This window comes from Pyrinomonas sp., assembly GCF_040289685.1.
Classification (GTDB): domain Bacteria; phylum Acidobacteriota; class Blastocatellia; order Pyrinomonadales; family Pyrinomonadaceae; genus Pyrinomonas.
Map to the genome: position 1 here is coordinate 1 of NZ_PSLQ01000028.1, position 26,276 is coordinate 26,276.

Annotated in this window: 21 protein-coding genes; 9 read left to right on the plus strand and 12 right to left on the minus strand. The window is 59.8% G+C overall.

The window, feature by feature from the left end; translation table 11 throughout:
• Positions 1-71: 71 nt before the first annotated feature.
• The gene (locus C4334_RS07760; protein WP_352431515.1) at positions 72-1,688 is read right to left on the minus strand and encodes an FAD-dependent oxidoreductase; all 1,617 of its coding nucleotides are present in this window, start codon (positions 1,686-1,688) and stop codon (positions 72-74) included.
• 284 nt (positions 1,689-1,972) lie between these two features.
• On the opposite strand from C4334_RS07760, the gene C4334_RS07765 reads away from it, so the two are divergent.
• Complete coding sequence (locus tag C4334_RS07765; RefSeq protein WP_352431516.1) at positions 1,973-2,959, plus strand: nucleotidyltransferase family protein; 987 nt, start codon at positions 1,973-1,975, stop codon at positions 2,957-2,959.
• 331 nt (positions 2,960-3,290) lie between these two features.
• On the opposite strand, the gene htpX is transcribed toward C4334_RS07765, so the two are convergent.
• The 5 genes from htpX to C4334_RS07790 form a co-directional block, all read right to left on the minus strand.
• Positions 3,291-4,178 carry a zinc metalloprotease HtpX gene (gene htpX / locus C4334_RS07770; protein ID WP_352431517.1) on the minus strand — a complete coding sequence of 296 codons (888 nt, stop codon included), beginning with the start codon at positions 4,176-4,178 and terminating at the stop codon, positions 3,291-3,293.
• Between the two features lie 123 nt (positions 4,179-4,301).
• The gene (locus C4334_RS07775) at positions 4,302-5,300 is read right to left on the minus strand and encodes an NAD-dependent epimerase/dehydratase family protein (RefSeq protein ID WP_352431518.1); all 999 of its coding nucleotides are present in this window, start codon (positions 5,298-5,300) and stop codon (positions 4,302-4,304) included.
• A 264-nt stretch (positions 5,301-5,564) separates the two neighbouring features.
• Positions 5,565-9,995 (minus strand): AMP-binding protein, encoded by a 4,431-nt coding sequence (locus C4334_RS07780; RefSeq protein ID WP_352431519.1) that lies wholly within the window; start codon positions 9,993-9,995, stop codon positions 5,565-5,567.
• A gap of 35 nt (positions 9,996-10,030) precedes the next feature.
• Positions 10,031-11,629 carry an NPN-dependent hydroxyacid isomerase, LarAH14/15/16 family gene (larAH, locus tag C4334_RS07785; protein ID WP_352431520.1) on the minus strand — a complete coding sequence of 533 codons (1,599 nt, stop codon included), beginning with the start codon at positions 11,627-11,629 and terminating at the stop codon, positions 10,031-10,033.
• A gap of 92 nt (positions 11,630-11,721) precedes the next feature.
• The gene (locus C4334_RS07790) at positions 11,722-12,384 is read right to left on the minus strand and encodes an HAD family hydrolase (protein ID WP_352431521.1); all 663 of its coding nucleotides are present in this window, start codon (positions 12,382-12,384) and stop codon (positions 11,722-11,724) included.
• A gap of 209 nt (positions 12,385-12,593) precedes the next feature.
• Here C4334_RS07790 and C4334_RS07795 point away from each other — a divergent pair, with 209 nt between their 5' ends.
• Positions 12,594-12,818: a hypothetical protein gene (locus C4334_RS07795; protein ID WP_352431522.1), complete on the plus strand. Its 225-nt coding sequence runs from the start codon at positions 12,594-12,596 to the stop codon at positions 12,816-12,818.
• Positions 12,819-13,133: 315 nt separating this feature from the next.
• Here the strand turns inward: C4334_RS07795 and C4334_RS07800 are convergent, their stop codons facing one another.
• The gene (locus C4334_RS07800) at positions 13,134-13,961 is read right to left on the minus strand and encodes a carboxypeptidase-like regulatory domain-containing protein (protein WP_352431523.1); all 828 of its coding nucleotides are present in this window, start codon (positions 13,959-13,961) and stop codon (positions 13,134-13,136) included.
• Between the two features lie 428 nt (positions 13,962-14,389).
• Between C4334_RS07800 and C4334_RS07805 the strand changes: the two genes are divergently transcribed.
• Positions 14,390-14,629 carry a sensor histidine kinase gene (locus C4334_RS07805; RefSeq protein WP_352431524.1) on the plus strand — a complete coding sequence of 80 codons (240 nt, stop codon included), beginning with the start codon at positions 14,390-14,392 and terminating at the stop codon, positions 14,627-14,629.
• Positions 14,626-15,408: a LytR/AlgR family response regulator transcription factor gene (locus tag C4334_RS07810; RefSeq protein ID WP_352431525.1), complete on the plus strand. Its 783-nt coding sequence runs from the start codon at positions 14,626-14,628 to the stop codon at positions 15,406-15,408. Before C4334_RS07805 ends, C4334_RS07810 begins: the two co-directional genes overlap by 4 nt.
• A gap of 27 nt (positions 15,409-15,435) precedes the next feature.
• On the opposite strand, the gene C4334_RS07815 is transcribed toward C4334_RS07810, so the two are convergent.
• From C4334_RS07815 to C4334_RS07825, 3 genes are all read right to left on the minus strand, one after another.
• Positions 15,436-16,998, minus strand: coding sequence for a DUF4127 family protein (locus C4334_RS07815; protein WP_352431526.1), 1,563 nt, complete (start codon positions 16,996-16,998; stop codon positions 15,436-15,438).
• A gap of 97 nt (positions 16,999-17,095) precedes the next feature.
• Entirely contained in the window at positions 17,096-18,049 is a 954-nt protein-coding gene (locus C4334_RS07820) for a L,D-transpeptidase (protein WP_352431527.1), read from the minus strand.
• A 13-nt stretch (positions 18,050-18,062) separates the two neighbouring features.
• A complete protein-coding gene (locus C4334_RS07825) occupies positions 18,063-18,512 on the minus strand; it encodes a cyclic-phosphate processing receiver domain-containing protein (RefSeq protein ID WP_352431528.1) in 450 nt (149 codons plus the stop codon).
• 57 nt (positions 18,513-18,569) lie between these two features.
• On the opposite strand from C4334_RS07825, the gene xth reads away from it, so the two are divergent.
• Together xth and C4334_RS07835 are read left to right on the plus strand one after the other, a co-directional pair.
• Positions 18,570-19,361 carry an exodeoxyribonuclease III gene (gene xth / locus C4334_RS07830; RefSeq protein WP_352431529.1) on the plus strand — a complete coding sequence of 264 codons (792 nt, stop codon included), beginning with the start codon at positions 18,570-18,572 and terminating at the stop codon, positions 19,359-19,361.
• Between the two features lie 79 nt (positions 19,362-19,440).
• Positions 19,441-21,468 carry a sensor histidine kinase gene (locus C4334_RS07835; RefSeq protein WP_352431530.1) on the plus strand — a complete coding sequence of 676 codons (2,028 nt, stop codon included), beginning with the start codon at positions 19,441-19,443 and terminating at the stop codon, positions 21,466-21,468.
• A 40-nt stretch (positions 21,469-21,508) separates the two neighbouring features.
• On the opposite strand, the gene C4334_RS07840 is transcribed toward C4334_RS07835, so the two are convergent.
• Together C4334_RS07840 and C4334_RS07845 are read right to left on the minus strand one after the other, a co-directional pair.
• Entirely contained in the window at positions 21,509-22,153 is a 645-nt protein-coding gene (locus C4334_RS07840) for a PEP-CTERM sorting domain-containing protein (protein ID WP_352431531.1), read from the minus strand.
• Positions 22,154-22,176: 23 nt separating this feature from the next.
• On the minus strand, positions 22,177-22,854 hold the full coding sequence (locus C4334_RS07845; RefSeq protein ID WP_352431532.1) for a hypothetical protein: 678 nt from the start codon (positions 22,852-22,854) through the stop codon (positions 22,177-22,179).
• A 555-nt stretch (positions 22,855-23,409) separates the two neighbouring features.
• Between C4334_RS07845 and C4334_RS07850 the strand changes: the two genes are divergently transcribed.
• The 3 genes from C4334_RS07850 (at position 23,410) to C4334_RS07860 (ending at position 26,271) form a co-directional block, all read left to right on the plus strand.
• Positions 23,410-23,973: a hypothetical protein gene (locus C4334_RS07850; protein ID WP_352431533.1), complete on the plus strand. Its 564-nt coding sequence runs from the start codon at positions 23,410-23,412 to the stop codon at positions 23,971-23,973.
• 98 nt (positions 23,974-24,071) lie between these two features.
• Positions 24,072-25,487, plus strand: coding sequence for a sigma-54-dependent transcriptional regulator (locus tag C4334_RS07855; protein ID WP_352431534.1), 1,416 nt, complete (start codon positions 24,072-24,074; stop codon positions 25,485-25,487).
• Positions 25,488-25,620: 133 nt separating this feature from the next.
• Positions 25,621-26,271: an O-methyltransferase gene (locus C4334_RS07860; RefSeq protein ID WP_352431535.1), complete on the plus strand. Its 651-nt coding sequence runs from the start codon at positions 25,621-25,623 to the stop codon at positions 26,269-26,271.
• Positions 26,272-26,276 lie beyond the last annotated feature (5 nt).

Consider the following 26,276-nt stretch of genomic DNA (forward strand, 5'->3'; position numbering starts at 1 on the left):
TTTTCAAGCCGTATGGCGGGTGCGACCAGCGGTGCATCTGCGTTTCAAATTCTTCCCAAGCATCTTTTTCTTCAAGGGCTTGCATGGCGGTGTGGGTCGCCTTCGCGCAGATCCAACTCCGCTGGCCAAGCTAATTCGATCCCCGCCGTCATCAACATTCGTTGAAAGTCGCCCATTTTGCGGGCGCGCACCGCGCGCGGCCTCTCTTTCTGGTCCAGACAGAAAGCTGCGAGATAGCCCGCCGCTTCGCCTACGTTCCATTCTACCGGGTGCAGACGGTAGCAGCCGTTGGTGATATGAGTCGTGCCGATATTTTTGCAGGCTGGGAGCAAGTTGTCCATGCGCACGGGAAGCAGGGCGCCGAGCGGGATTTGAAACGGCAGGCTCGCAACGTCCAAGTAGTTGTCGCCGCCGCAGGTCGGATGAAGATCGATGCGGTAGTAACCGATACCGACCGAATCCTCGAATCGCTCGGCGCGCTCATCATGCGGGCGCAGCGCCGCCGACACGTGCTGCTCGCAGACAGTGAATTCGGCGCGTATGCGGCGCGATTCGCGGATGTATGGCGCTTTCGCCAAACCATCTTCGGTATCGCCGACCACGTCGGCGCGCAGCTTCAGCTCTGGAAACCCGGAGCTGCCATCAGGGCGCGGCGCCTCTGTTTGCAACCAGTAGAGGAAGGAGAGGCTTTGCTGGCGCGCGCGCGCAAGATGTTGAGCGCGCGTGGCCGCGTCCGTGATATCGCCCTCCAAGTAATCGAGCATGGGAACGTTCATCAACGAGATGTCGCTCGGCATTAAGCCTTGAATGAAGTTCCTGCGGTCCAGGATTCGCCGGTAAGTCCATAAACCGGAGAAGGCGCGACCGGTCTCGCTCGCTGGGTCGAAGCGATAAGTGTGCGGTTGCAAGGTGCGCGGATTGGAGATGGTCCAAGAAAAGAGTCTGCCCGGCCACGCCGGCGTGAGTCGAGGCACGTAATCGCGCCACGAATCATATTCGGCAGGCTTTTCGATGGTGTGATCTTCGCCCGGATGGTAGCTCAGAGCGAAGCAGACCGAGAAGGCCTGCACGTTGTACGGCTCCGGCTTCGGTTTGGCGTTCGGCTCGCCCGTCTGATCGCGGCTTTCCGCACCGGTGACGAACTCGGTTCCCGTAAGCGGCAAAAGGTCGCCGAGTTCGGTGGCGTCGAGAAAGTAACGGGCCGAAATCGCCCGACGATCTCCCGTGCGCCGGTCTTCAAGCACCACGGCGCGCACGCGGTCTCCATTGATCTCTGCTGCAACAGGAACATGTTGCCGCAAGATGATGAGCCGTCCGCTGCTTGTGTGCGGCGCGAGCATCGCTTCCAAAACGAGAAGCGCCGCCTTTGGTTCGTGACAGAGAGGCGAAACCCAACCGTTGCCGGGATTGAGGTGCGGGTTTGCCATCGCCTGTTCGGTGAGCGGGTAGAACCTGCGGTAATGTTCGCGGACCAAATGGCGGAAACGACGGTAACTCGCCGTGCAACCGAACTCTTCTATCCAACCGTGTTCATCAGGCGGCACAGCTTGGCTCGTTAGCTGCCCGCCAATCCAGTCGGTCTCCTCCGTGAGAACCGCACGATGACCGGCGCGACAAACCGCCAGTGCTGCCGCGCACCCGCCAACGCCTCCGCCGACGATGAGAACGTCCGTCGCTAATTCCTTCATCTTTCCAGCAAAAGGCGAAAGGATAGCATTCTTCGCGCCACAATGCGAATGGCAGCCCCTCGTTCTTGCCTACGCCGACCACAGCGCGTTGCGTAGATCGCGTGCGCAACCGTTCAAGTGCTCGTCCATGCGCAGGCATGTTATCATGTCCTTCCTTTTGAAAGGCGAGCCGAATGCGCCTGGACCGACGTCGCCGCCCGACAGGACCAGAGGTTCAAGCAAAATCTTTCGACGCCGATCTGGAAAGAGTTCTTCATTCTGCTTTGACGCTGGAGGGAAACTGTATGCGTGCGATGATCCTCGCCGCCGGATATGGCACGCGGTTGTGGCCGTTGACGGTGGACCGTGCCAAACCGGCCGTGCCGATCATGGGGCGGCCACTGATCGGCTACGTCGCCGAGTACCTATCCCGTCACGGCTGTCGAGAGGTGGTCGTCAATCTTCACCACCAACCGGAGTCGGTGCGCGCGGCGTTGGGCGATGGAAGTCGCTACGGCGTGCGCGCCTGCTACGTTGAAGAGCCGGAGATTCTGGGCACGAGCGGCGCGCTGGATAACGCGCGCCGGGTGTTGGGCGAAGACTTTTTCGCCGAAACGTTCGTCGTCATCAACGGCAAGATCGTCACCGACATTGATCTTGCGGCAGCCCTGCGCGCGCACCGCGAGCAGAATGCGCTGGCAACGCTGGTCCTGCGCGTCAACAGCGAACGCGAGCGTTACAGCGTAGTTGAAACTGAACGGGGGCTGATCAAAAGCTTCAATGGGTTTCCCGATCCGGTTCAAGATGAAGGGGCCGCCGCGCCGCTGATGTTCACCGGGATACAAATACTCGAGCCGCGCGTGTTCGATTACATTCCACCCAAGGTCTTTTCTCATTCGACGACCGATGTTTACCCGAAAGCGATCGCCGCTGGCGAGAAGGTTGTTGCACACGTTTCGGACGGTATGTGGCACGAGCTTTCAACCATCAAGCGCTATCTCGAAACCAACCTCCACTTAATGGCGCGTGCGGGAAAAAGAGTTGAACTCTGCTCGCAAGCGATCGTAGAAGACGGCGCTGACGTGAACGAAGCCGTTTTGTGGGAAGGAGCCTATATCGAGAAGGGAGCGCGCGTGCGCCGCGCGGTGCTCGGCGCCGGAGTGCGCGTGCGCGCTGGATGCGAGATCGAGAACGCCGCCGTGGTCCGCGCCGATCTAGTGCGCGCGGCGGACCCGCCGCCGAAGGCGACGCCCGGCGAATTTCGCGGTGAGAAGTTCATCGTTCGATTGTAAAGTGGTCTGCGCGAGCACGCCCCTTTCGGTGCTAACAGAGCACGGGAGATCGCTCACTGACCAGAGCAGCAGCGAACGGACAATCGGTCAGAGCGGACAGTCGGGGTGCCGATCGCGCCTTTCGCTAATAGCGCATCATCGAAGCGAGCCGTGTTGATGAGTGCGTAGCACTTTCGCGACCGATGTGCGCATAGTCTCGATCTGGCGGCGCAAAATCAAATGGCCGGCAGCGCCGCCGGCCATAAGCGATTCACGAGGAAGATCCTCTCTAGATCGCCCGACGAGAGAGCCGTTCGCTTTGAGTCTTTCGGGCGATGACGCGCAAAATAGCTCAAGCGCGTCCGAAAGCTGTAAGCCCGCCCCGAACCATGGCGCGCAAGCGCGCGATGCGTTCTTCGGTCGGCGGATGCGTGCTGAAGAGCTTCTGCAGCGTCGCGCCGGTGAACGGGCGAACGATGAACATGTGCGATGCCGCCGGGTTAACCGGCAACGGGATGCGTCGGGAATAGGCTTCGAGCTTTTCGAGCGCTGAAGCGAGCGCTTCCGGATCGCGCACGATCTCCGCGCCCGTGCGATCCGCTCCGAATTCGCGCGAGCGCGAGATCGCCAGTTGAATGAGCGTTGCCGCGATGGGCGCAAGGATCAGCATCAGCAACGCGCCGAGCGCGCCAGCGATTCCGTTGTCGCGCTCGTCGTTTCTCCCATAGCCGCCGAAGATCATCGCCCATTGACCCATCTGCGCGATGAGCGTGATGGCTCCGGCGAGAGTGGCGGCGACGGCGCTGATCAAGATGTCGCGGTTGCGTATGTGGCCCAGTTCGTGGGCGATCACAGCCGCCAGTTCGCGTTGGTTCAAGATGCGCATGATGCCGGTCGTGACGGCGACGACGGCATGTTGCGGGTTGCGTCCTGTGGCGAAAGCGTTGGGCGCATCGGCCTCGATGATGGCGACGCGCGGTTTGGGCAGGCCGGCTTCGCGGGCCAGCGTGGCGACCATTTGATGTAGTTCTGGCGCTTCTTGTTCGGAGACTTCATGTGCTCCGGCCATGCGCAGGGCGATCCGATCCGAGAACCAGTAACTGCCGAAGTTCATCGCGATGGCGAGCACGAAGCCGAAGATCATGCCCGATTGTCCACCGATGGCACCGCCGAGCAGAACGAGCAATGCCGTCAAGGCGCCGAGCAGTAGCGCGGTCTTCAATCCGTTGACAACGTTCATCTTTTGCCTCCTCTAGCCACGCCTGAGCGTAGCGCAGTGCTTTTAGCTCGAACCGTTTCGTTCGCTCTCGCGTAACTCGCTTGAACTACTATTGATGCTCGTTCTGGATTTTCCGCTGCTTGATCAACGCAGCGCCGCTTCGCCGAGAAAGCGCTCGCGCACGTACGCGACCGTATCGTTGAGCGTTTCTGCTGGGTCGCGCGGCGCAAAGCCGAGTTCTCGTTCGGCTTTCGTCGCGTCGACGTACCAGAAATACTCAGCCATCTCGAGAGCCGCTGGTTCCACAGGCGGCGCGAGCTTCCAGTGGCGATAAAGCGCGTGCAGAGCGTGGGCGCCAGCGAGCGTTATCTTGGAAGGGAGCGAAAAACGCGGAGCGGCCTTTTTGGTTAGACGCTCCAATCTCCCGAAAAGATCGCGAAATGTCCAGTTCGCAGCGCCGAGCAGGTAACGGTCGCCGTGTTTGCCGCGCTCCAGAGCTTGGATGAACGTTCGGGCCGCGTCGCGCGCATCGACAAAGCTCAGGCCCCCTGACGGCACAGTCATGATACGCCCAGCGAGAAAATCGAGGACGAACTTGGTGGAACTCAGCCTTTCGTCGCCCGGGCCGAGAAGGAGGCTCGGATTGAGGATCACTAGACGTCGTCCGTCACCGCCAAACCGCTCAAGCGCGACACGCTCTTGGTAGTACTTGCTCGCGTAATAAGGCCAACGGGAGATGATATCGAGCGGCGGCGGATAGGTTTCATCCGGGATCTCGGTGCCGTCCTCCGTCACTGCGATGGTGCCGCTCGTTGACGCGAGCACGACCGTGTGCGCACCCGCTTCGCACGCCGCATCGCACAAAAGGCGCGTCCCTTCGACGTGCGTTCGGTAGAGGCGATGGGCGTCTTCGGGATCGCGCGAGACCGTCCCGGCAAGGTGGTAGATAGCGCCAACGCCTTTGACCGCCTGCGCGACCGTTGCGGGATCCGTGATCGAGCCACAGACAGTCTCCACGCCAAGATCGGTCAGCCAAGCGGGGGCCGTGGTTGACAGGACGCGCAAGCGGCGTTCGCCCGCTTCAACCAATAACCGGACCAGATGTGCGCCGAGGAAGCCCGTTCCTCCCGTGATTAAAGTCACGGAAGCGCGCCGCCGTGCATTTCGCTTCGGCGCCGTTTTCGACCCATCGGTTCGCTTCGCTCTACCGACTTCGGTCTCCTTCTTTGTTTTGACCTCGCGCTTGTTTGTCATGTTCGTGAAGGCATCTGAAATCGTTTGTTTCGCCGCTTGGACGAGAACGGATCTCGGTCGAGCGTCAATCACGTCCGGCGTGTTGATGGGCATCGTTCGCCCATCGCGCGCAAAGGCGCTTAGCTTTCTACGCGACCGTGTTAGCGTTCGCGATCAATCGCTGCTCGTCGCAAAATGTCTGATCGCTTCCTCCGTAGCTTTTTCAGCCATGCGCATCGCACGACGTTCAGCGCGCCACTTTCGGCGCAGCGCCATCGGATCGAAAGCGTGGCGCGTCCCATCGCGCAAGTTCTCGATTTCATGCCGAACGAGGGCAGCGATCAGCCGATAAGCCTCAGCGCGCGGCATCCCTTGCGTTAGCTCTTCCAGCTCTTCGATCGGCAAGAAACGACCGATGCGCGCGCCGACATCGCGGCTGCGCAGCACGGTCGCGCCCTTTGGAAAAGCTTCGTATGTGCCCCAGATGTAGACGGGCAGGATGCCGACGCGGCAGCTCAGCGCAAGATATCCGACGATGGGCTTGAATTCGTTCATCTGGCCCGTCAGCGAGCGCGTCCCTTCGGGGAAGATGAGCGCGTTGTAGCCTTGCTCGAGGTAGGCGCGCGCGTAACGCAGAGATTTGCGCAGATTCCCGGTTCGTTCCATCGGCACGAGGTTGGTGAAGTTCTCCATGTAGGCGCGCTTGTACTTGTTATCGAAGAAGTAATCGGCGGCAGCGAGCGCTACCAGATCGCGGCCCGCATCGCCGAGGGCCATTTTCACCAATCCCATATCTAAATGGGAGGTGTGATTTGCCGCGACGAGGAAGTTGGTATGAACCGGGATGTTGGCGCGCCCTTCGTAGCGCGTGTTCAGCACGACTTCGTAGAAGGCGCGTTGCACGAGATCGAGCCCCTTGTTGCCGATAGCGCGGACGATGGCTGGAACATGAATCTCGTCCTCTGCGTCGCGCGCGCGCTCGTCTTCGTCGCGCCGACCGTGACGTGGCGTTTGATCGGGGGGCGTGATGCGGCCTAAAAGCTCGCGAAGATCGCGCACTTCAGTCAAAGTGTCGGGCGAGCGGAGGTGCGCGCCCGCCTGTTCGATGGCCGAGGCGAGCTCGACGTACATCAAGCTATCGAAGCCGAGTTCGCTCAAGCGCGTGTCGAGTGTGATAAGAGCGCGCGGCCTGTTGGATACTTGCGCGACGATCTCGATCAACCAATCCGCCTCCGATTCGCGTCCGTTGCGTGCGCTCGCCAAGGCGCGCGTGTCCTCTTCGAGCGTTTGGAGCAACTGGACCACTTCGCGCCGTTTGACCTTGCGCGTTGCCGTGCGCGGCAGTTCCCCATCCCAGAAATGAAGCACCTTGACTCGCTTGAAGAAGGGGAGTGCGGCTGACGTTTCGCGGAAGTGGTCGTCTATGCGCTGGCGCACCTCTTCGCGCGAGAGCGAGATGTCGTACTCGTAGTTCGGGACGACGATGCAGGCGACCTTTTCGGCGTGACCGTCGGGAAGACCGACGACGCTCAGTTCTTTGATGTACGGCGAGTTGCCGTAGATCTCTTCGATCTCATCCGGATAGACGTTCTTGCCGTTGGTATCGACGATGACATCTTTAGAGCGCCCGACGATGTAGAGATTTCCATCAGCGTCCATGCGCCCGAGATCGCCCGTGTGAAGCCAACGCTCGACGATGGTGCGGCGCGTCGTTTCCTCGTCGCCGAAGTAACCGACCATGATATTCGGACCGCGCGCGATGATCTCGCCGACCCCGCTTGCATCCGGATCCGCGATTCGCACTTCGACTCCAGGAAGCGGGCGCCCGACGCTGCCTGCCAGCAAACGGTTCTGCGGGCGCACCACCGTCAAAACGGGGGCTGCTTCGGTCAGGCCATAGCCTTCAAGGATCGTAAAGCCCAACCCGTGCAGATCGCGCGCGACGCGCTCGTTCAATGCCGCGCCGCCGCTGATCAAGTAGCGTATGCGTCCGCCCATCCCTTCGTGAATCGGGTAAAAGATGAGGTGACCGAGGTTGATGGGCGCGCGGTTGCGCAACCAGCCGTTAAACCTCATCAGAAGTTCTGAGGCGCGCTCAGCCCAGTCGCCGCCCTCGCGCAGGCGGTTCTTGATGCGGCGGTGGAGCATCTCCCACAGGGCCGGCACGCCGACCATACCTGTGACGTGCCCGTTCTTGATCGCGCGCGCGAGCGCTTCGCCCGTCATCTCCGGCAGATACGTGATCTGCGCGCCGCGGCTGAGCGGAGCGAGAAAACCCGCCGAGAACTCGAACGTGTGATGGAGCGGCAAGACCGAAAGGACGCCGTCGCGCGTTGACATGTCGATGATGGAGGTGAGCATCGAGACCATGTGCGCGAAGTTTCGGTGCGAGAGCATTACTCCCTTTGGGCGTCCGGTCGTTCCTGAGGTGAAGATGAGCGAAGCGATTGTGTTGGCCGGAACGCGCGCCGGAAGAAGTGACGTTCTTTCGGCCTCCGTCCGTTCGTCAGGCAGCGCGAAGACTTCGTCGAAGTTCCAAACCCTGATCGCTTTGAGTTCGGCTTGGCGCAGGCGTTCGCGCAAGTCCGCATGCTCTTCTTCGACCTTCTGGCTGACGATGATGCCGACGGCTTCAGCGGCGCGGGCGAAGTTGACGATCTCGTCAGTTGAGCTTTGCGGATCGACGGGGACGCACGTCGCGCCCGCCTTCAAAACGCCGAAGTAGCTCATGCCCCATTCGGGCATGTTCTGACTGACGAGCAGCACGCGATCGCCCGGACGCACGCCTTGCGCGGCCAGAAAGCCGGCTGCGCGCGTCGCCAGTTCGTGTAGATCGGCGTAAGTGTACTGCTCCTCGCGGCCATCACGTTCGATGCGCATCGCCACGCGCGTCGCGTGCCGTTTGGTCGTCGTCTCGAAAAGCTCGATGAGGTCGCGATACGTATAGACGCGCTTGGGTTGCGCGCGCATGTCCTCTTCGAGTTTCGGGAAGACCCACTTCTTCAGACCCGGGAAGTGTACGTTCAGCCAGTAGTCGTACCAATCGAGCTTCTCTGGATACCAAGGCAGGATCTTCTGTTCGTCTTTGCGTATGCGCGCGAAGAGCGAGCGAACGTTGTCGGCGCGGAAGATGTAGGCGTTTTCGACCATGAATGGGCGGAAGAGTTCGAAGGCTTCGCGCGTTTCGCGCGTCACGCGCTCGATGTGGTCCACGCGCTCTTTGGCCCGGTCGATGATGTCGGTCAAGCGTCCGCCGCCCCAGCGCGGTCGCGCCCAATCGAGGAACGACGAGACGCGCTTGGCCGCTTCGTTGATCATCGGCGTCGAGGTGCGATCGAAACGCGCGGGACTGACGGGCGCAGCTTCCATGCGGCCAGCGAGTTCGTTGATGAGCTTGAAGCCGGTCTCTTTCTCTTTGAAGTGTTTGCGTTTGTAGAGGCCGAGAAGGCCGACGATGCGTCGAAGCTCGTTCGGGTTGCTGTCACCGGTCGCTGCCTGATAGACGAGGCGCGGTTCGGTTACGCAGGCTTCCGCCGCGGCTGCGAGCATCACGCTGGCGACGAAATCGACGGGCGTGATGTCGAGCACGAGATCCTCTTTGACCGGGATTTGCGTCTGCCCTTTGAGCGAAATGAAGATGAGCGGCGCTGTGGTCGTGAATCCTTCGTTCCAACCGGGGAACGGATATTCGACGGAGGATTCGACGATGCTCGGTCGAACGATCGTGCGCACGATGCCGGTTTCGGCGGCGACCAGCTGTTCGCCCAAGCTCTTCGTGTAGGTGTAGATGTTGGGCCAGCCCCAGAAGCGCGCGCGCTCGATGCCGAGTTCGGTCAAGCGGTTTCGGATCCACACTTTGCGTTCGCGTGCGATGGCTAGACCCAAAGCTTCCGGGTCGTCCGGATCGCGCCCTTCTTCGATCAAACGCTCGCGCGCCAACTCGCGAAAACGCGCTTGCATCATCGCGTCTTTGGCCTCTTCGCGGACGCGCTCGGCCAAACGCTCGCAATCGCGTATCTCCTGTTCGGGCGAGAATTCGACATCGGGCATCTCTTCGCGGCGCGGAAAATACCCGACCACGGGATCGCTTTCCCAAACTGGACCGGAGCGGTTGCCCGCGACGAAACAGGTCGAAACGTGCACGAGCGCTGGGCGGCGCATCCTTTTGGCGAACGAGATGACGTTCTGCGTGCCGACGACGTTGGTCCGAAGGGCGCTTTCCAAAGTCGGATTGAAGGTGACGTTGCCCGCACTGTTGATGATGATGTCGACGTCGTCGGCGATCCGTTGCGCCTCTTCTTCCGTGAAGCCGAGGTTGGGTTCGCCGATGTCGCCGCCGACGATACGCACCTTGTCGTTGATGAAGCCTTCAAGCGCACCGCCCAGTCGCTCGCGCAGCGGATCGAAGGGGGGCGACGGCAGGATGTGATTCCAGAAACGGGCCTCGGATTCGGCTTGCGAACGGGCGCGCACCGTGACGTAGACGCGCCCGACGTTTGGGAAGCGATGGAGCAACATGCTCAGCGTCACTTTGCCCAAAAAGCCCGTTCCGCCGATGAAGAAGATGCGCCGTCCGTTATAGATCTCTGTTGGAGATAGTTTCATGGCTTCTCTGCAACGTTCGAATAAGGAGCGCTTCTTCACTCCACCTCGCAGACGGCGATCACCGGTTGATGGAGCATGGTGATCTCCGCTGAACGTCCCATGTAGCTTCTGGCCATCGCGATCGCTTCTTGCAAGTTGTCGGCGCGTTCCCAGCCGAGCATTGCGGGAACGTGCGCGTTCTCGGCCCCGGCGACGATCACGCGCCCGACGTGTTGGCGTCCGTTCTCGCCCCAGTACCACATGAAGAATGGATGCGCGCCGTGATACGCGTGGCCGCGGCGATACATCTGAATATAGCTTGGATTCTCCGCGAACTCCCGCTCATACTTCTCACGCAAGACGAAGGCGTCGCGCGTTTCGGGGAGCAAGCGGTTGAAGAACTCGATGTAGCTCGGATGGAATTCGTGATCGAACTCGTCGTAACACGGATGATGAAGGATCAAGACGCCGCCCTTTTTCAAGAGCGGTTTGCCGCGATACATGTTGTGAAAATAGCCGAGTCCCATCACCTGGACGAGCAGCGGATTTAAAATCGAATTAACGTTATAGGGCGAAATGTTCGGGATGCCCATGATCAAAATGTCACACTGCCCGTTGATCGGGATCGAATATTGCTCGAAGTTCTTCTGAAGGATCTTCTCGTGAACGGGTTCGGTGCGTCCCGCGTAGCAGGCGATCAGTTCGTACTGGGCCGGGATCGAGTGAAGGAGTTTTCTCTTGGCGGCGCGCGGCATCTTGCTCATGGCGAAACGGACGGCCTCGAACTTCATGCGGTCGAACGAGCTGAAATCATCCTCGTTCTTCAGCAGGAAGTCCATCTGCCCCGTGTACATGCGGTTGTTCAACGCCGTCTCGATATGAAAGACGTTGAGCGTGCGATCGACCAGTTTGCCGAGGCGCGTCACCTTGTGGTTGAGCGCCGAGCGTTGCGGATCGAAATAGCTGTCCGAGTCGCGTATAGTTTGCGGCTCGTGATGCGCGCGGAGCGATTCGTAGTCGCACAGTCCGACGGCGACCGATTTATGACCGCCGTCCATCGGCACCAGATTGATGTTGACGTAGATCAGCAAATCGCTCTCGGCGGCGCGCCGGTTGATCCGCAAGGGTTCCTTGTGCGGCGTCTCGCCGATGAGGACCAGCCCGTCCGGGTCTTCGGCATCGTGATTGTAGTAGCGATCCGGGTAGAACTCAGCGAAGATCTTCGCGCCGACCATGCGCTTCATCTCGGCGGGCGTCATCTTGCGATGCAGCGAGTTGGCGATGACGATGTGAACGTCTGTGATGCCATGTCCGGCGAGCATATCGAGGAGGATTTCGAGCACCGTTTGACGCACGTCCGGCGTCGCCATCGGCGGCAGCGGCAGCGAGATGTCGTCGACGGCGATGGTGACGCGCATGCCGGGTTCGAGCTGCGCGTAGAGCGGATCGCAATCGAGCGGATGATTGATCGCGTAGCGGATGGCCGCCTCGCGGTTCGGAAGCCCTTTGATCGGCGGTTTCGGGTAGATGACGCGCGTGCCGACAGGCAAGTCTTCAAGCAAGAAGTCTTCGCCCGACGGGATGATGCGCGGTGCGCTATCGCGGTCGATGTAGACGACCGATTCGTGCAGTTTGCGTCTGAGTGCCAGTGCCATGTGTCGAATCGAAACGAAGGCGACAAATTTTAATCTATTTTTAGAGAAAAACCGAAAGCGAAATTCAGCTTCGCATCGGTTTGAAAAATTGTTTATCTGAGATCAAGGATGGGCCAGTGATGGTGAAGCGCCGTTTGGCGCAAACGGAAATCCGGATTGACCGCTGCCGGGTGGCCCACTACCGACAGCATCGGCAGATCGCTGATCGAATCGCTGTAGGCGTAAGAATCGTTCAGATTGATCCTTTCGCGCTCGGCGTATTCGCGAATCCACGAAGCTTTGGTCGCGGCGGCGAGCACAGGCGGGAGCAGACGTCCAGTTGCCACGCCGTCGACGAATTCCAGGCGGTTGGCGACGTAATCATCAATGCCCAGATAGTCCATGAGCGGCGCCACCGAAATATCGAGCGCGCCGGTGACGACCACTTGCCTGAGACCGAGCTGGCGCGACTTAGCGATCAACTCGAACGCTCCCGGATAGACGGCCGGTTTAAGCACCTTTTCGAATAGCTCGTCGGCGAAAAAACGCAGCCGATCTTCCGTCTCGCCGCGGTAACGCTTGAAAAAGAGCGTGTTGAAGACCTGTCGGCTGTACTGATCGGTCACCGCAAAGAGCGGGACGCTCAAGAGCGTGGCCGCGCTCTTCTTAAAACTCCGCCACAGACCCGGCTGGTTGCGCGCATAGAAGCCGAGCGTATGAACCAGATTGGTGCTGACCAGCGTTCCTTCTAGATCGTAAAAGGCTGCAGCGCGCAAAAGAGTTCAGCTCCTCCAGCGAAACAATTGGTCGCGGTCAACGCCGCTCCGCGTAGGTCGGAGAATATAACCCATTTCGCGTGGCGATGGCGACTGCCCGCGAACCGGAAACGCCACCGCGCGCTTGAAAATCCGCCAAACTTTGAGCTTAAAATCAAAACTTTTAGCTTCAAAGCAAGGCGAGAGTCAAGGTTTGAGGAGGCATCGTCATGACCGCAGACGAACGAGGCGCTAAATCGTCGGACGCGACTCAAGGTTGTTCATGCGCTACGTTCAAGCGTTTAGATGGCGCAAGCGTCGGCGCTTACATCAGTTCTTTTCTCGTCCCGCTCGGGGAAGGGCGCGATTCTTTTCGCTGCCGCGTTTGCGGGTGTCGTTGGGAGCGAAGGACGCTTGACGGCATGGCGCGCCCGTCGCTGGTACGCCTCGATTGATTGTCTCAAGGTCACCTTGAATTGCGTTAGGATGACTTCGCGCCCGGCGCGGTCGCTGAAACTGAACTCCTCGTTCTCTCGGATGAGGAAGAGCGCCGGATTTCGAGAGCGATTGCGTTGCGCGTAAACAGCAGGAAGCGATTGCGAAAACCTTGAAAATCAGGAGCATCTTCCCCTTTCCGTGACATGTGGGTCGCATCGACCGAGCCGTTTGAGCAAACCTTGGCGGTTCAGTGCTTGTTGCGCCCACTTCCGTAGCTGGCTTGCGCTCTGCTTGAACTCGCTCGATCGAGCTTTCCGAAATCGGCGCAGACCTCAGTAGATGAACTTCACCGAGAGTTGCACCGACCGCGGTCCGCCGATTTGATAAAGCGGATTGAAAGTGCCGCTTGCTCCGCCGAGTTGACGGTTGAGCATCTGCGTCGGACGCCCGAACTGCGATTCAGGAAAGTTGTACGTGGTGACTGGATCGGCGAAGTTCGGATGATTGAAAGCGTTGAAGAGGTCGGCGCGCAGTTGGACGCGCAACCGTTCGCCGAATCGGATCTGTCGCCGCAGCGAGAGATCGGTCTGATAGAAGGGGAAGCCGCGCAAGCTATTGCGACGCAGATTGCCTTGCGTGCCGACGGATGGTTCGGCGAACGCGGCGCGATTGAGGCAACGGCCGCCCGGCGCAAGCTCGATTAATGTTTGAAAGCTTCGCCCGTTGAGCGGTAAGTTCTCGACGAACGCGCGGTTGATCACCGTGCTCACGGCGGCGGAGTCTTTTTCGAGCGCAAGCGCCTCGGCCTCAACCGTGACCTCTTCTTCCAACCTCCCGACCTGCAGCGTGACGTTTTCGGCGAGCTTGGCTCCGACGTTGACGGTCAAGTCCTTTTTGACGAGCGACTGGAATCCGGCTCGACTCACTTTGAATTCGTACTGGCCTGGCAGGATCTCCGGGATGATGTAAAGCCCTTCGTCGTTTGTCCTGGCGACCAACGACGCGCCGGTCTGCGGGTTTCGCAGTTCAACTTCGGCGCCTGCAATGGCGCGTCCGTTTGGGTCTACGACGCGCCCGCTCAAGGTGGCGGAAGAAGCGAAAACAGCGTGCGGCAAGATCCAAAGCGCAGCGATGAACAGGGCGAGTTTACGAAAAATCATGAGTTCATCCGAGATGTTTTGAAATGTTCGGAAGATGCTCGGCATTTGTTATGTCTTCGAGCAAGCGGCGAAAATACCCGAAGGCCGCGTCGTTTTACTGCGCGTTTTCAACGAGCAGTCACGCCGCGGCCACGAACGGCGAAGAACAGAAAACGGCTGGTCGGAAAGCTCGGCGCTGAGATCATCGAACCGCAAAGATCCTCTTTTGGATCGTAATGTCTCTGAACGCTGCGCCAGAGACTACAAATTGCTCATCGTCACATCGGTCTTTGCTTTTGTAATGGAGCCAAACGCCGCGCCGCGGAGACGCTCGCCGAATACAGGCGACGGCGCGCGCTACATCGGACCGGACAAGCCGGGCGCCGTCGCGTTTCGGCGGCGAAGTTTCAATCGCAGCGCAATCAGTCGGCGATGGGGACGAAGCCTACTTGCTTCTGGTCGTGCGCGACACGGGGCTGGGCGCGAGCTTGGGCGAGATCGCGCGTGGGCGTGCGCATGGCGTCGGCCTGCGCAATATCGAAGAGAGGTTGCGGTGTTACTACGGCGAACGTGCGCGGTTGAAAATAGAATCGGTCATCGAACGCGGGACGATCGTGGAGATTCGCTTGCCATTAGCGAGCCAATTGGGGACTGCGAACTTCAACGCCAGAGAGAGGAAGGTCGGATGAGCGCTAAGCTTCGTGTGGTCATCGCCGACGATGAACGACCGGCGCGATCTTTTCTGGCAGCTTTGCTGCGTGGGTTCGAGGATGTCGAAGTGGTCGGCGAAGCGGAGACGGGAATCGAGGCGATCAAGTTGATCGAGAGCGAAAGGCCCGATCTGGCGCTGCTCGATCTACAGATGCCTGAAGCGAGCGGCCTCGATGTGGTCCGATTGTTGCGCCGCGACGCTTTGCCGCTCGTAGCTTTCGTCACCGCTTACGACGATTACGCCGTCAAAGCTTTCGAATTGAACGCCATCGATTACCTTGTCAAACCGGTGCAAAGTGCGCGGCTGCGCGGGACGTTGAATCGTGCGCAGGAGCGGTTGGAGCGCGCCGAGGTGCCCGAGATCGAAGCGCGCAAACTGCGCGCTGCCATAGAGTCCTACGACGAAGCGCTGCGTCCGGCTTTTCTCGAACGGATTCCCGTACGGCAACGGGACGAGATCATCCTTTTGCCAGTAAGAGAAGTGGCATCGGTTGTGGCCGAAGGCGAGTTGCTTCATCTCACCACTTTGCGCAACAAGACCTACTTGATCAATTACCGCCTCAAGGATTTGGAAGCCAAACTCAATCCAGCCGACTTCATTCGCCTCTCGCGCGGCGCGCTCGTCAACGTCGAAGCGATTCGGCGCGTCGTGCCGATGCCGGGCGGGACGTACCAAGTCGAACTCGTCAACGACCAAGAGTTGCCCGTCAGTCGCCGGCAATCGCGTGCGTTGCGCGAACGGCTGCTGCGTCTTTAAGAGAGCACGTCGGTCGCGGCTTGATTATCAGCGCGCGCCGATTTCGAAACCGATCTCGAATGGCCGATGCCAAGGAAAGAAGACGCGCGTGACGAAGAAGTCGGTTTCAAGGTAGCGGTTGATGATGGGAGCGTGTTGATTGAAGAGCTGCTCCATGCGCTGTTCGTACTCTCGCTCCAACGGCGTGCCAGCAAAAGAACGAAGCCCCCGCCTTTCCATGTCGCGTTTGATCTGTTCACGTCCCTCGACCATGTATACCCAATCTTCCATCAGTCGCGCCCACAAAATCCGCTTGTATTCGGGAAGGCGCGTGGGCGGCATGTGCAGGCGCAAGATCCCCAACGCGATGGCGCTTCCCAAGGTGTTGCCGCTCGTGTTCCACCCGGCATAGGCGATGCGCTCCGATGGAAAGCGGCTCTGCAGCAGAGCGGTCACCAATTCGACGTCGGCGCCGTTGTAGTACTTGTTATCGGCGAGGATCAAAATCGCGCGCGATGAAGGCATGGCGTTGCGGCTCGCCAGCCACGCCTCCAACGGTTTCACGGAGGCGGTCGAAACTTGCGGCTGCGCCCCGGCAAAAGTCTGTCTGTCGGGAAAATTGTTGATGAACAGGATGGCATCGGCTTCGCCTTCGACGATGGTGCCGCCGGAAGCGGCTACTTGCTGGCGTACCGATTCGTCCAGCGGTTGCCCTTCGAAGGCCGGAATCAACTTGCTGGCTTGAGGGAAACGATAGACGACGCGTATGCGCGCCGACTGGTCGCGCGCAATCAGTTTCGCCAGCAGCGCAAGCTGTGCTTCGTCTGCGCCTGGGTAGATGAGGACGCGAGACCCGAGGGGGTGGGCGAGGCGGGCCAATTCGGTCGCCTCCTTTTTGAACAACCCGAATTCCGCGTTGTCATCGAGCGTGATCGACAAACGGTCGATCGCACCGCGTTCGACAAGTGCGATGAGTTCGCGATTGAAGCTCAAGTTGCGTTGGCGCCGTTGCAGGTAGTCGGCGAGCACCTCATCCGGGATCTGCTTTCGATACTTTTCGGCCAGTTCCCGATCTCGGGGATCGCCGAGCAGTTCGTATCGGTGAAGGTGTTGCGAGAAGAGAAAGATCTGGCGTCCATAAAGGGCGTAGTAGTCCGGCTCTTCTTCCGAGGAGGAGTAAGAGGGCATACGCATCACGGTCGTCGAAACGTAGACGATGAGTCTGGGATTGAGCTGTTTCAGTCGGGCGAGCAGTTGTAGCCGCGGGCGGATTCGCTCGATGGTCTCTGTGCTCGTGCGCGATGCGATCAAGCCGCCGTAGAGCAGCATGTCGGCGGAGATGATGGCAGCGTCCGCTTCCTTGGCCCACCTTTCGGTCCAAGCGAGCATCGCTCCCATGTCGGGCGGAATCTTCTGACGTGGGAGCATGGAACGGTCTGGCGTGACGACGCGATAGGGCGTAATGCGCGCGTAGGCGAGAAAAAGGTCGCGCGTCGTGAACCGTTCATCAAGCGGCAAATAGAGCAAGCGCCGATCTTTTGCTTGCACGGGCAGAAGCGCCGCCAGCGCGGCGAGAAGCAGAAAAGCGCGAAACAGAACAGTGAGCTTCATCTTTTCCGAGTTGGGAACGGTCTTTTCAGTTCGATCGTCGCCGCAATCAGCGAATGGGGCGCATAAGAGCGAAGGCGCCATCTCGCTTCGTTCGATTTCATCGTGCGTTCGATGGCAACATAACGTCCCAGCGCACAGAGGGCGACACAAGCAGCACGCTTCTGCCTTCGACGAGCGCGCGTCCTCGTCGAAGGCTGGCTAGGCTCGCGGCAAAAGCGGCGCGCCGTGTGACGCGGGCGATCATGCGGCGTATGGTTGCGGTCGAAACCTCCGTTTGGTTTATGCCGGCGCTGGCCAATTCATCGCGCACCTTCTCCACCGTCAACGTGCCCAGCTCGTACACGTCCGGGTAAAGGTAGAGCACGCCCTCTTCTACGACTTGCGTGTCGTAATTTATATCCACGGTCAAAGGGGCATCGAGCCGAATGACCAGCGTGCGGTTGCTCTTCTTGGCGCGTTCGATCTGTTGCGGTGAAACGTCGAGCGCGCGCGCCGCGATGATCTTTTCCGCCAGATCATACAGGTCGCGACGCAACATGCGAATGCAGCCGTGCGAGACGAGATTGCCAAGATCTGATGGGCCGCGAGCTTCGTGAATCAGATAGCCGTTGCCGAGCGGTATCTTCATCTTGCCGAGCGGATTGCGTGGGTCGGAAGCGCGTATGATCTCGCCCGGACGGATGTTCTCGCGTTGTCGAACCCAGTCGCTATCAGGCGGGATCCAACTCGGGTTCCAAACGATCTCAATCGCCTGTCGTTCGCCGATGGCAATCGGGTATTCTTTCAACCCGACGCCGATCGGATAGGTCGCTACTTCTTTGCCGCTCTGCCACAGCGTGAGGCGAAAAGCCGGAACGTTGACGGTGAGCTTGATGTTTGGGTCGCCCGGAACGAGCGCGGCCCGTTCGATCTTGCCGCCGGTGACCTTGTCGGATCGCGCGGACTCGTGCTCCTCAGCGACCGTTTGAGCCATGCTCACGGCTGGAGGCAACAGAAGTAGAAGCGCCAGCGCGGCTACTCGTTCGATCGCATGTGGAAAATTCTTCATCATCGGCGGTTTCAACTCAATACCTCAAACCTGAGATGAGGATCGTGAAGGGAATGTATTCGGCGTCGAAGCCAGCGTCTTGCAGCAACTGGATCATGCGTTGCGCGCCGACGTAGTTGAGCGAGTGAACGATGATCGTCGCTTCACGCTGGCGATCGGCGTGTTCAGCCAACCAACAGGCCACTCTGTATCCGGTCATGTCCTCTTCCTCTTTGTAGTTGAACGCGATCTGCTCGTAGTTGTGAGCCGTAAGATCGTGATCGAGAAAGATCAAGCCGTAGTCGCGCGTCTCAAGCCAGCGGATCGCTTCGCGCACGTCGCACGTGACATCCATCTGACGCCCGCTGAAGCGAGACCGAAACCACGCGCAACGCCCCTTGTCATCTTCGACGAGGAGGATGCGCGCGCGTTTGTCGCCTGTCAGCTCCGTGCGTTCGTCGCCTGTCAGCTCGCCGCGTTCTTTCATCCCCTTCGTTTAATCTTCTCATGACATGGCGGGCATTGACCAGTTAATATGCACGCTATGAGGGTAGCTACGTGGAACGTCAACTCCATCGCCGCGCGCTTGTCGCACGTGCTGCGGTGGATGGATAGCACACAGCCGGACGTGCTCTGCTTGCAAGAGACCAAGTGCGTGGATGAACGCTTCCCGCGCGAGCCTTTTGCGGAGCGCGGTTACGGCGTGGAGACTTTCGGCGAGCGAGCCTACAACGGCGTCGCCATTCTATCGCGCTTCCTGTGCGGTGAGGTGCGGCGCGGATTCCCTGAAGAAGGATTAAACGGTGGCGCGCGTCTGATCGCGGCGACGATAAACGGCATCCGTGTGATCAACGTTTACGTGCCCAACGGACAAGCGGTCGGGTCGGCGAAGTACAGGTTCAAGTTGGAGTGGTTGCATCGTTTGCGAACTTTTCTCGATGAGCATCATCGGCCCTCCGATGAGTTGTTGCTCTGCGGCGATTTCAACGTCGCCCCGGAAGAACGGGACGTCCACGATCCTAACCTCTGGCGCGGACGCCTTCTGTTCAGTGACGAAGAGCGGCGCGCGCTCGAACGGCTACGCGCGTGGGGACTGATCGATGCCTTCCGCTTGCACGTGCAAGATGGCGGGCAATTTACGTGGTGGGATTATCGCGCCGGCGCCTTTCGGCGCAACGCCGGACTGCGCATCGATCACATCTGGGCGTCGCCGCCCGTCGCCGCAAGATGCGTTGCCGCATGGATCGACCGTGAGCCGCGCGGTTGGGAGCATCCATCGGACCACGCGCCAGTGGTCGCCCAATTCTCCGATTCCTCAGATGCGCTGACGATCTGATGCTTGCTTTGATGGCGGCTGAAGTCGAAAGTCAGCGAAGAGAGCGCGGATTGGTGAAGAGCGCTCAACGGCAAGAAGAATGACCCCGCTGGAGATCGTTCAACTCGTCGGCTACAGCACGGGTGCCGCGTTGCATCTGTGGATCGGCAAGCTTTTGCTAAGCAAGCGGCGCGGTGCACTCGAGCGCGTGTTGCTCCTGCTGACGGTAGCCGTTGGGCTGTGGCACGCGAGCAATTTCGCGCTCGTTCTGCGTCGCGCGCTCGGCGTGGAGCGTTGGAGCGCTTGGCCGCGCGTGGCTGACACGGTGGCCGTCGTCTCAATCACGCTTGCCTATTCGCTCTTGCTTCACGTGCACCTTCACTTGTGGGCGAACGCGCGACATAGAGCCTTTACGCGCTTCGAGCGGATCAGAGTCTGCCTTTCGTACATTCCGCTCCTGTTCTTGACGATCGCCGTGCCGCCGATATGGAACGGCCCCTATGCGCCGATGTTCGAGAAGCTCGCGCACTTGGTCTTGCCTTTCGCCCTCTGGGCCGCTTACGTCCTCTTTCTCGTGGCTGGAACAGATCTGCTGATCGCGCGCGCAAGCCGTGAGGCGAGCCAGCGAAGGCTGATGATCACGCTCGCCAGCTCTTTCATCATCATCGCTGCGCTCATTCTCGCCGTCTACGCTGTTGGCGTCGGTGCGCGATCGCCGTGGGGCGCGTACTTGCAGACGATGGCCAACCTTGGTTCGCTCTTGCCGACGGCGTTGCTTGCGTATCACATCTACCGTTACCGTTACCTGGAGCTGATCATTGAACGCAGCTTGTTCGTTGCCGTCTTCGCCGTTTTTATCTTGCTCTTCTACCTTTATGGCGTGCGGGCGTTCGGCGATTGGTTGACAAAAGCCTACGGTCTGCGCGAGGGAGCAGTGGAAGCGCTGTTGATCTTGGCGCTTGCGCTCGTTGCCGTTCCGTTGCACCGTTGGTTACGAGGTTGGGTGCACGAACTCTTCGCCCGCGAAACTGAAGTCTATCGTGATCTGCTCGGCAAGGCCGAACGGCAGCGATGGTCGCGCGAGCGTCTACTGGAATTCCTCGCCGCGGCGGCGCGAAGGATCGAGGGCGCGCTTGGCGTGGAACAGGTCGCCTTCATCGTCCCGTTCGCTTCTGGCGATGGGAACACAGGAGCATGGGAAGCGAAGCTGTGGGAACGCGCTCACGCGTGCGACTGGCTTGAAGCCGATGATGCGCTTGCCGAACGAGGGTGGAGTGCGGCACGCGCGCTTCGTTGGGGTGACGAACTGCTCGGTCTCATGTTGGTCAAGGCCCATGAGATCGCGCCTGAAGCGCGCGGCGCGCTGGACGTTTTGGCTGGACAGATCGCGCTCGTCATTCGAGACTGTCGCTTGATTGAGGAGAACATCGCTTTGGAGCGCGAACTAGCCCACGGCGAACGGCTGGCAGCACTTGGGCGAATGGCGGCTACAGTCGCGCATGAGATCAAAAACCCACTCGCTGCGATCAAAGCGATCGCACAAGTGATGCGCGAAGATGAGAGCTTGCGCAAAGAGTATGAGCGCGACCTTGAGTTGATCGTCGGCGAGGCGGATCGCTTGAGTCGGACGCTCAATCAACTGCTCAGTTTCGCGCGACGCTCACCGGTCGCGGAAACGATGAACAGGCGGGCCAGCGAACTGGTCCAGCAAACGATCGCCCTCTTTCAAGCCGAAGCAGCGCAACGCGGCATCAGCTTGGAACAGCGTATCGAAGCGGATTTCGTGCTCAACGCCCAGCAAGCAGAAGCCGTGCGCGATGCTTTATTCAATCTCGTCGCCAACGCCATGCAAGCGTTGCAGACGAGCGGGCGCGTCCGGCTAGATCTTGTGGCGCAAGAGAAAGCGATCGTCTTTCGCGTCACAGACGATGGTCCGGGCATCCCTGCGCATTTGCGCGAGAAGATTTGGGAGCCTTTCTTCACGACGCGCCAGCGCGGCACGGGACTGGGATTGGCCATCGTCCGCAAACGCATGGAGGAGGTCGGCGGCAGCGCGCGGCTCGTTGCGGAAGAGAACGGCGGCGGCGCATGCTTTGAGTTGCTTTTGCCTAGCGTCGGGCCAAGCTGAAGATCGCTTCCGTCGACGCTTGCAGTGGCGGACTGCTCGCTTAGCGGTTCATCGCACGTCGTCGTAGGGCGAATCCGGCTAGCCCCGTCCCAAGCAGCAGAAGGGTCGTCGGCTCCGGCACCGGCGTGAAGTTGTAATCGACGTTCTCGACGAGGTACTGTCTCTGACCGTCCAAAAGAAAGGTGCGTAAATAGACGGTCGCAATCCCTGCTCCTATGAGATCGAAGCTGAAGACGTAACCGCCAGGGCAGCCTGAAATAGTGCTTGTCGTGCAACCGCGCAAAAGGCCCTGAAAGGAGAAGGGCGTAGTAACCGAGAAGCGTTCCGGGGCCGACACGGGCGGGATGTTTAAACTTGCCGTGAAGCGCAAGAACCCGTCGTAGTAGATCGGGTTGTAACTGTTCCCGTTGACCGTCGCCGTGCCGGACCGCACGTCCAGCCCGACGTTGTAGGTCGAAACGTTAACCGTGTCGCCAGCTCGGTACCAATCGGTGGCACCGTGCCCGTAATTGACCGCGCCGGTGAGCGTCGCTCCGCCGCCTTGAAGCTGAAACGGACCGCCCATGATCCGCCCGACGCTGGCGCTTCCATTCGTGATGGTGATTTGATCGGCGCGCGTCACGGCAAAGGGCGCCAAAAACAAAGAGAGGAAGGGAGCGATGGCTAGAAGTCTAAGCTTGAACATTGACTCGAGGTCTCCTTGTGGTTTCAACTCCGGACCAAAAACGAGCCGATTCGCGACGGAGGATGAAAGTCGGGGGTCGTGGTTTCGTCGCCTTGGAAAATATATTTTGAAAGCGCGGGCGCTTCCAAAAATCCCTCCTCCCAAACGGCCCGGCGGACCTTCGCAACAAGCCGCTTTTGATCTTGGGTCGAAAGCATCGGGTGTCGCGTTTCAGCGAGTCTATTGTATGTAAATTTTTGCTGGTTGTCGTGCGTTGCTTTGGTCGGATGCCGTGCTTCAGCATGATAATTCGCTGCTGTCAACAAGCGCGTCGAAGCGTTGGGCATTGCTCTATCAAGGATCATCAGGACGTACTCAGAGGCAGCCCAAGTCAACAAGCGCATCGAAGCGTTGGGCATTGCTCTAGGTGGACGCCGTGTTTCCTTGGTCGTCGAATGCGGCGGAGTTTGCGAAGGTCTTTTGCGTCCCTTCAACACAAGTGGTTTTGAGCGGTTCAAGATGCCGGGCTTGGTAGGACGGGACGGTTGTTTGCGCCGCCGTTGAAACTGGTTGAAGCTTTTGCCTCGCACGAAGCGGGAGCGAGCAGGGCGGCGTTGTGCGAGATGTACGAGTCGGTCAAGCCAAAGATTTCGCATCGCGCGCAGCACGTCCGGCGTGTTTACTGTTGCGGCCCGCAGAGTTGAAAGCGGCCTCATCTGCATGCTCTCCCCCGATCAAGCGGTTGGTCGGACGCGGAATTTAACCGGGAGCCTTGGCGCTACTTGCGCCGTCTTAACGAACGGTGTGAACGGCGGCGAGTCAGCAGTGGTGCGGAACAGCGGACCCACAACCTCCGGTGGTCGCAACACAACTGCTTGTGGTCACTTTGCTGAGGCTTTGCCGCTAGACGCCGGTGGAGGAAGGGAGATAAGGGGCTTGCTTGTGGCCAGCGTGCTGAGACGCGCCCCATCACCTTGAGTTTCAAGGTCAAATCCGGAGATAAGGGGCTTGCTTGTGGCCAGCGTGCTGAGGCCTCGTCCCGCTGCGGATAGGTAGCACGGTCGCTGGGTCTTTCGGGAAGCGATGATGAGCGCTTTCCCGGTCGAGCGAGCAAGCGTCTGTGCAAAGGCACTTGTGTCGCCGCGAAACTTGGAAGGCGGGATCCGAGCGTATCGCGCGCTGCCGGCTGATTCGGGGAGCTGTAAAATTCGGAGGTTAGGATACGAGCGTTTCGCTGTTGTGTGCTGAACGATCGAGGTGAAGGAGGATCGAGAGAGATGAAGCGAAAGATGATTTGCGCTTTGGTCTTCTTCTTCGTGTTGGCGACAAACATCGTCGCGCAAGAGACGCGGGTTGAACGCACGCCGTCGAGCCGCGCGGAGTTCGATATGGAGATCTACTTGATCGTCGGATCGAAGACGGGCGCCGAGACGCGCTTGCCGTCGAGCCTAACTCCCGTGCTCAAACGATTGTGTGCGGAACTTCCGCTGAACAGTTATCGGATCGGCCTGAAGCTTCTCGGCAAAGTGACGAGCGGGACTACCTTCCAGCTTTCGGGCGTGCGCTACTCAGCCGACTTCTTACAGAGACTTGCCGAAAGCAAGATCCATTACCTCATCAGAGGGTCACTCAAAGACTTCGCTTCATCCCCGGTTTTGACGGCGGAGCTGTCGCTGAGATTGCCATTTCGCGCGCCCGACATGCATTCCGAGGTCGAAAACGTCGGTATATCGAGCAGCTTCTTCGTGCGCGAAGATGAACCGATCATCGCCGGGAGCTTGGATTTGGCGACCGGCGAGAGCCTGATTTGGGTGATCAACTTGCGTCGCGCGTCGTCGTGAATTTGCGCTTCGATTTCACATCCCGTTCGTGGCAAACTGGCATACTGCGCGCGGAACAGTTCCCCGCACGCAAAGACCGTTGGCTGGGAGAGCAGGAAATGGACTCGAAACTGCGCGTTCTGATCGTCGACGATGAAGAGGCGGCACGTTACGGGATGCGACGCGCGCTCACATCGCTTGGGGCTGACTTGATCGAAGCCAGAGATGCTGAAGAGGCGCGGCGCGAGTTGGGCAGCTCGCGCCCCGATGTCATCTTGCTCGATGTGAACTTGCCGGGGGCGAACGGCCTCGCTTTGCTGAACGAATGGCAGGTTGCGAGCGAAGGGCCGTTGGTCATCATCATCACGGCCTACGGATCCGAACGCATGGCCGTGGAGGCGATCAAATCGGGCGCCTACGACTACCTCGCTAAGCCTTTTGACGTGGACGACCTTCGGCTCGTTGTGCGCAACGCGCTCGAGACCGTTCGCTTGCGACGCGAGAACGAAGCCCTACGCCGTTCGCTCGAACTCGAAGCGGCGACGGCGAGGCTGCTGGGCCAGTCGGCGGCGATGGAGAAGGTGCGTGCGATGATCGACAAAGTGGCGGAGACGGACGCGACCGTGCTTATTCGCGGCGAATCGGGCACGGGCAAAGAGTTGGTCGCACGCGCCATTCACGAGCGGAGCCGCCGGCGTGGTCGGTTCGTCGCCGTCAACTGCGCCGCACTCCCGTCGGAATTGATCGAATCCGAACTCTTCGGCCATGAGAAAGGGGCTTTCACCGGCGCGACCATGCGCCGACAGGGCAAATTCGAGCAGGCTTCAGGCGGCACGCTCTTTCTCGATGAGATCGGCGACATGAGCGTCGCCGTGCAAGCGAAGTTGCTGCGCGCCATTGAAGAGCGGGCGATCGAAAGGCTGGGCGGTTCGGAACCGATTCCGGTCGATGTGCGCATCGTCAGCGCCACGCACCGCGATCTCGAACGGGAGATTGAAGCTGGCAACTTTCGCGCCGATCTCTTCTTTCGGCTGCGCGTGGTGACGATCGAAATCCCGCCGCTGCGCGAACGACGCGAGGATATCCCGCTGCTTGCAGCAGCCTTCGCCCAGAACGCGGCGCAAAGGTACGGCGTCACCTCCCGGCCATTTTCGTCAGCCGCGCTGCGCTCGCTCGTCGAGCATGACTGGCGCGGCAACGTGCGCGAGTTGCGCAACGCCGTCGAACGCGCCGTGATCATGGCCGAGGGGCGAGAGATCACGGCGCGCGATCTGGCGCTTGAGCGACGCTCCGTGCGAGCGGAAGACGAAAACGATAGCCCATCGCTGCGCGTGCCCTTCACCATGAACTTCCGTGCCGATCGGCGCGAGTTCGAACGCGCATACATCGCGCGCTGTCTGGAATCCACAGGAGGCAACGTTACGCGCGCCGCCCAATTGCTCGGCATGCACCGGCAATCGCTGCAACACAAGCTTCGTGAATTGGGACTCGCGCGCCGTTACGTCCCAACGGAAGAGACGGATGACGCTTGCTGAAAGCCCGCTGAATCCGCCTGCGGCGCTGATCCGTCGCCGGCTCTCGCGAAGGAAATTCTCCACAATTTCGAACCGCCTTCGTGACCGATAAGTTCGATGCTAAGAGGCTCTTCGATCCAGTTGACATCAGAGGATGCACGTGAAAGGGAGCATCGACGCCATCCTGCAACGCGAGCAAGCGGAGTACTTGGAGACGCTCCTGCCGCCAAGCGCGCCTCTCTTGCAGGAGATGGAAGATCTGGCTGCACAGCATCGAATCCCCATCGCCGATCGTGAGGTCGCGCTGTTCATCGAGATTGCAGCGCGTGCTGCCGGCGCGCGTCGCGCGCTCGAAATCGGCATGGCGATCGGCTACTCGACCGTCATCATGGCTCAGGCGATGGGCGAGGGAAGCAGCGTCGTCGCCATCGAGGCCAAGGACGAGATGATCGAACGCGCCACGCACTTCTTTCATCGTGCTGGGGTTGAAAGTCGCATACAGATTGCGCGCGGACGAGCGTTGGAAGTACTACCCGGCATGGAACCCGAAAGTTTCGATTTGGTCTTCATCGACGCCAACAAGCGCGAGTACGAAGCATATCTCGACCACACGCTAAGGCTGTTGCGCTCAGGTGGCGTCGTCATCGTGGACAATCTCCTTTGGCGGGGATTGATCGCGCAGGGCGCGCAAGATGAGGAGACGGAAGCTTTGCGGCGGTTCAATCAGCGCTTTGTAACCGATGGCCAAATGCGCGCGCTGGTGTTACCGCTTGGGGATGGTCTAGGATACGGGGTGAAGTTGTAAGTTCG

What these genes read in the sequence shown, in the direction of transcription:
- C4334_RS07760 (WP_352431515.1), bottom strand. Translation starts at nt 1,688, where the DNA reads ATGAAGGAATTAGCGACGGACGTTCTCATCGTCGGCGGAGGCGTTGGC.
- C4334_RS07765 (WP_352431516.1), top strand. Translation starts at nt 1,973, where the DNA reads ATGCGTGCGATGATCCTCGCCGCCGGATATGGCACGCGGTTGTGGCCG.
- htpX (WP_352431517.1), bottom strand. Translation starts at nt 4,178, where the DNA reads ATGAACGTTGTCAACGGATTGAAGACCGCGCTACTGCTCGGCGCCTTG.
- C4334_RS07780 (WP_352431519.1), bottom strand. Translation starts at nt 9,995, where the DNA reads ATGAAACTATCTCCAACAGAGATCTATAACGGACGGCGCATCTTCTTC.
- larAH (WP_352431520.1), bottom strand. Translation starts at nt 11,629, where the DNA reads ATGGCACTGGCACTCAGACGCAAACTGCACGAATCGGTCGTCTACATC.
- C4334_RS07795 (WP_352431522.1), top strand. Translation starts at nt 12,594, where the DNA reads ATGACCGCAGACGAACGAGGCGCTAAATCGTCGGACGCGACTCAAGGT.
- C4334_RS07800 (WP_352431523.1), bottom strand. Translation starts at nt 13,961, where the DNA reads ATGATTTTTCGTAAACTCGCCCTGTTCATCGCTGCGCTTTGGATCTTG.
- C4334_RS07810 (WP_352431525.1), top strand. Translation starts at nt 14,626, where the DNA reads ATGAGCGCTAAGCTTCGTGTGGTCATCGCCGACGATGAACGACCGGCG.
- C4334_RS07815 (WP_352431526.1), bottom strand. Translation starts at nt 16,998, where the DNA reads ATGAAGCTCACTGTTCTGTTTCGCGCTTTTCTGCTTCTCGCCGCGCTG.
- C4334_RS07820 (WP_352431527.1), bottom strand. Translation starts at nt 18,049, where the DNA reads ATGATGAAGAATTTTCCACATGCGATCGAACGAGTAGCCGCGCTGGCG.
- C4334_RS07825 (WP_352431528.1), bottom strand. Translation starts at nt 18,512, where the DNA reads ATGAAAGAACGCGGCGAGCTGACAGGCGACGAACGCACGGAGCTGACA.
- xth (WP_352431529.1), top strand. Translation starts at nt 18,570, where the DNA reads ATGAGGGTAGCTACGTGGAACGTCAACTCCATCGCCGCGCGCTTGTCG.
- C4334_RS07835 (WP_352431530.1), top strand. Translation starts at nt 19,441, where the DNA reads ATGACCCCGCTGGAGATCGTTCAACTCGTCGGCTACAGCACGGGTGCC.
- C4334_RS07840 (WP_352431531.1), bottom strand. Translation starts at nt 22,153, where the DNA reads ATGTTCAAGCTTAGACTTCTAGCCATCGCTCCCTTCCTCTCTTTGTTT.
- C4334_RS07845 (WP_352431532.1), bottom strand. Translation starts at nt 22,854, where the DNA reads ATGCAGATGAGGCCGCTTTCAACTCTGCGGGCCGCAACAGTAAACACG.
- C4334_RS07850 (WP_352431533.1), top strand. Translation starts at nt 23,410, where the DNA reads ATGAAGCGAAAGATGATTTGCGCTTTGGTCTTCTTCTTCGTGTTGGCG.
- C4334_RS07855 (WP_352431534.1), top strand. Translation starts at nt 24,072, where the DNA reads ATGGACTCGAAACTGCGCGTTCTGATCGTCGACGATGAAGAGGCGGCA.
- C4334_RS07860 (WP_352431535.1), top strand. Translation starts at nt 25,621, where the DNA reads ATGCACGTGAAAGGGAGCATCGACGCCATCCTGCAACGCGAGCAAGCG.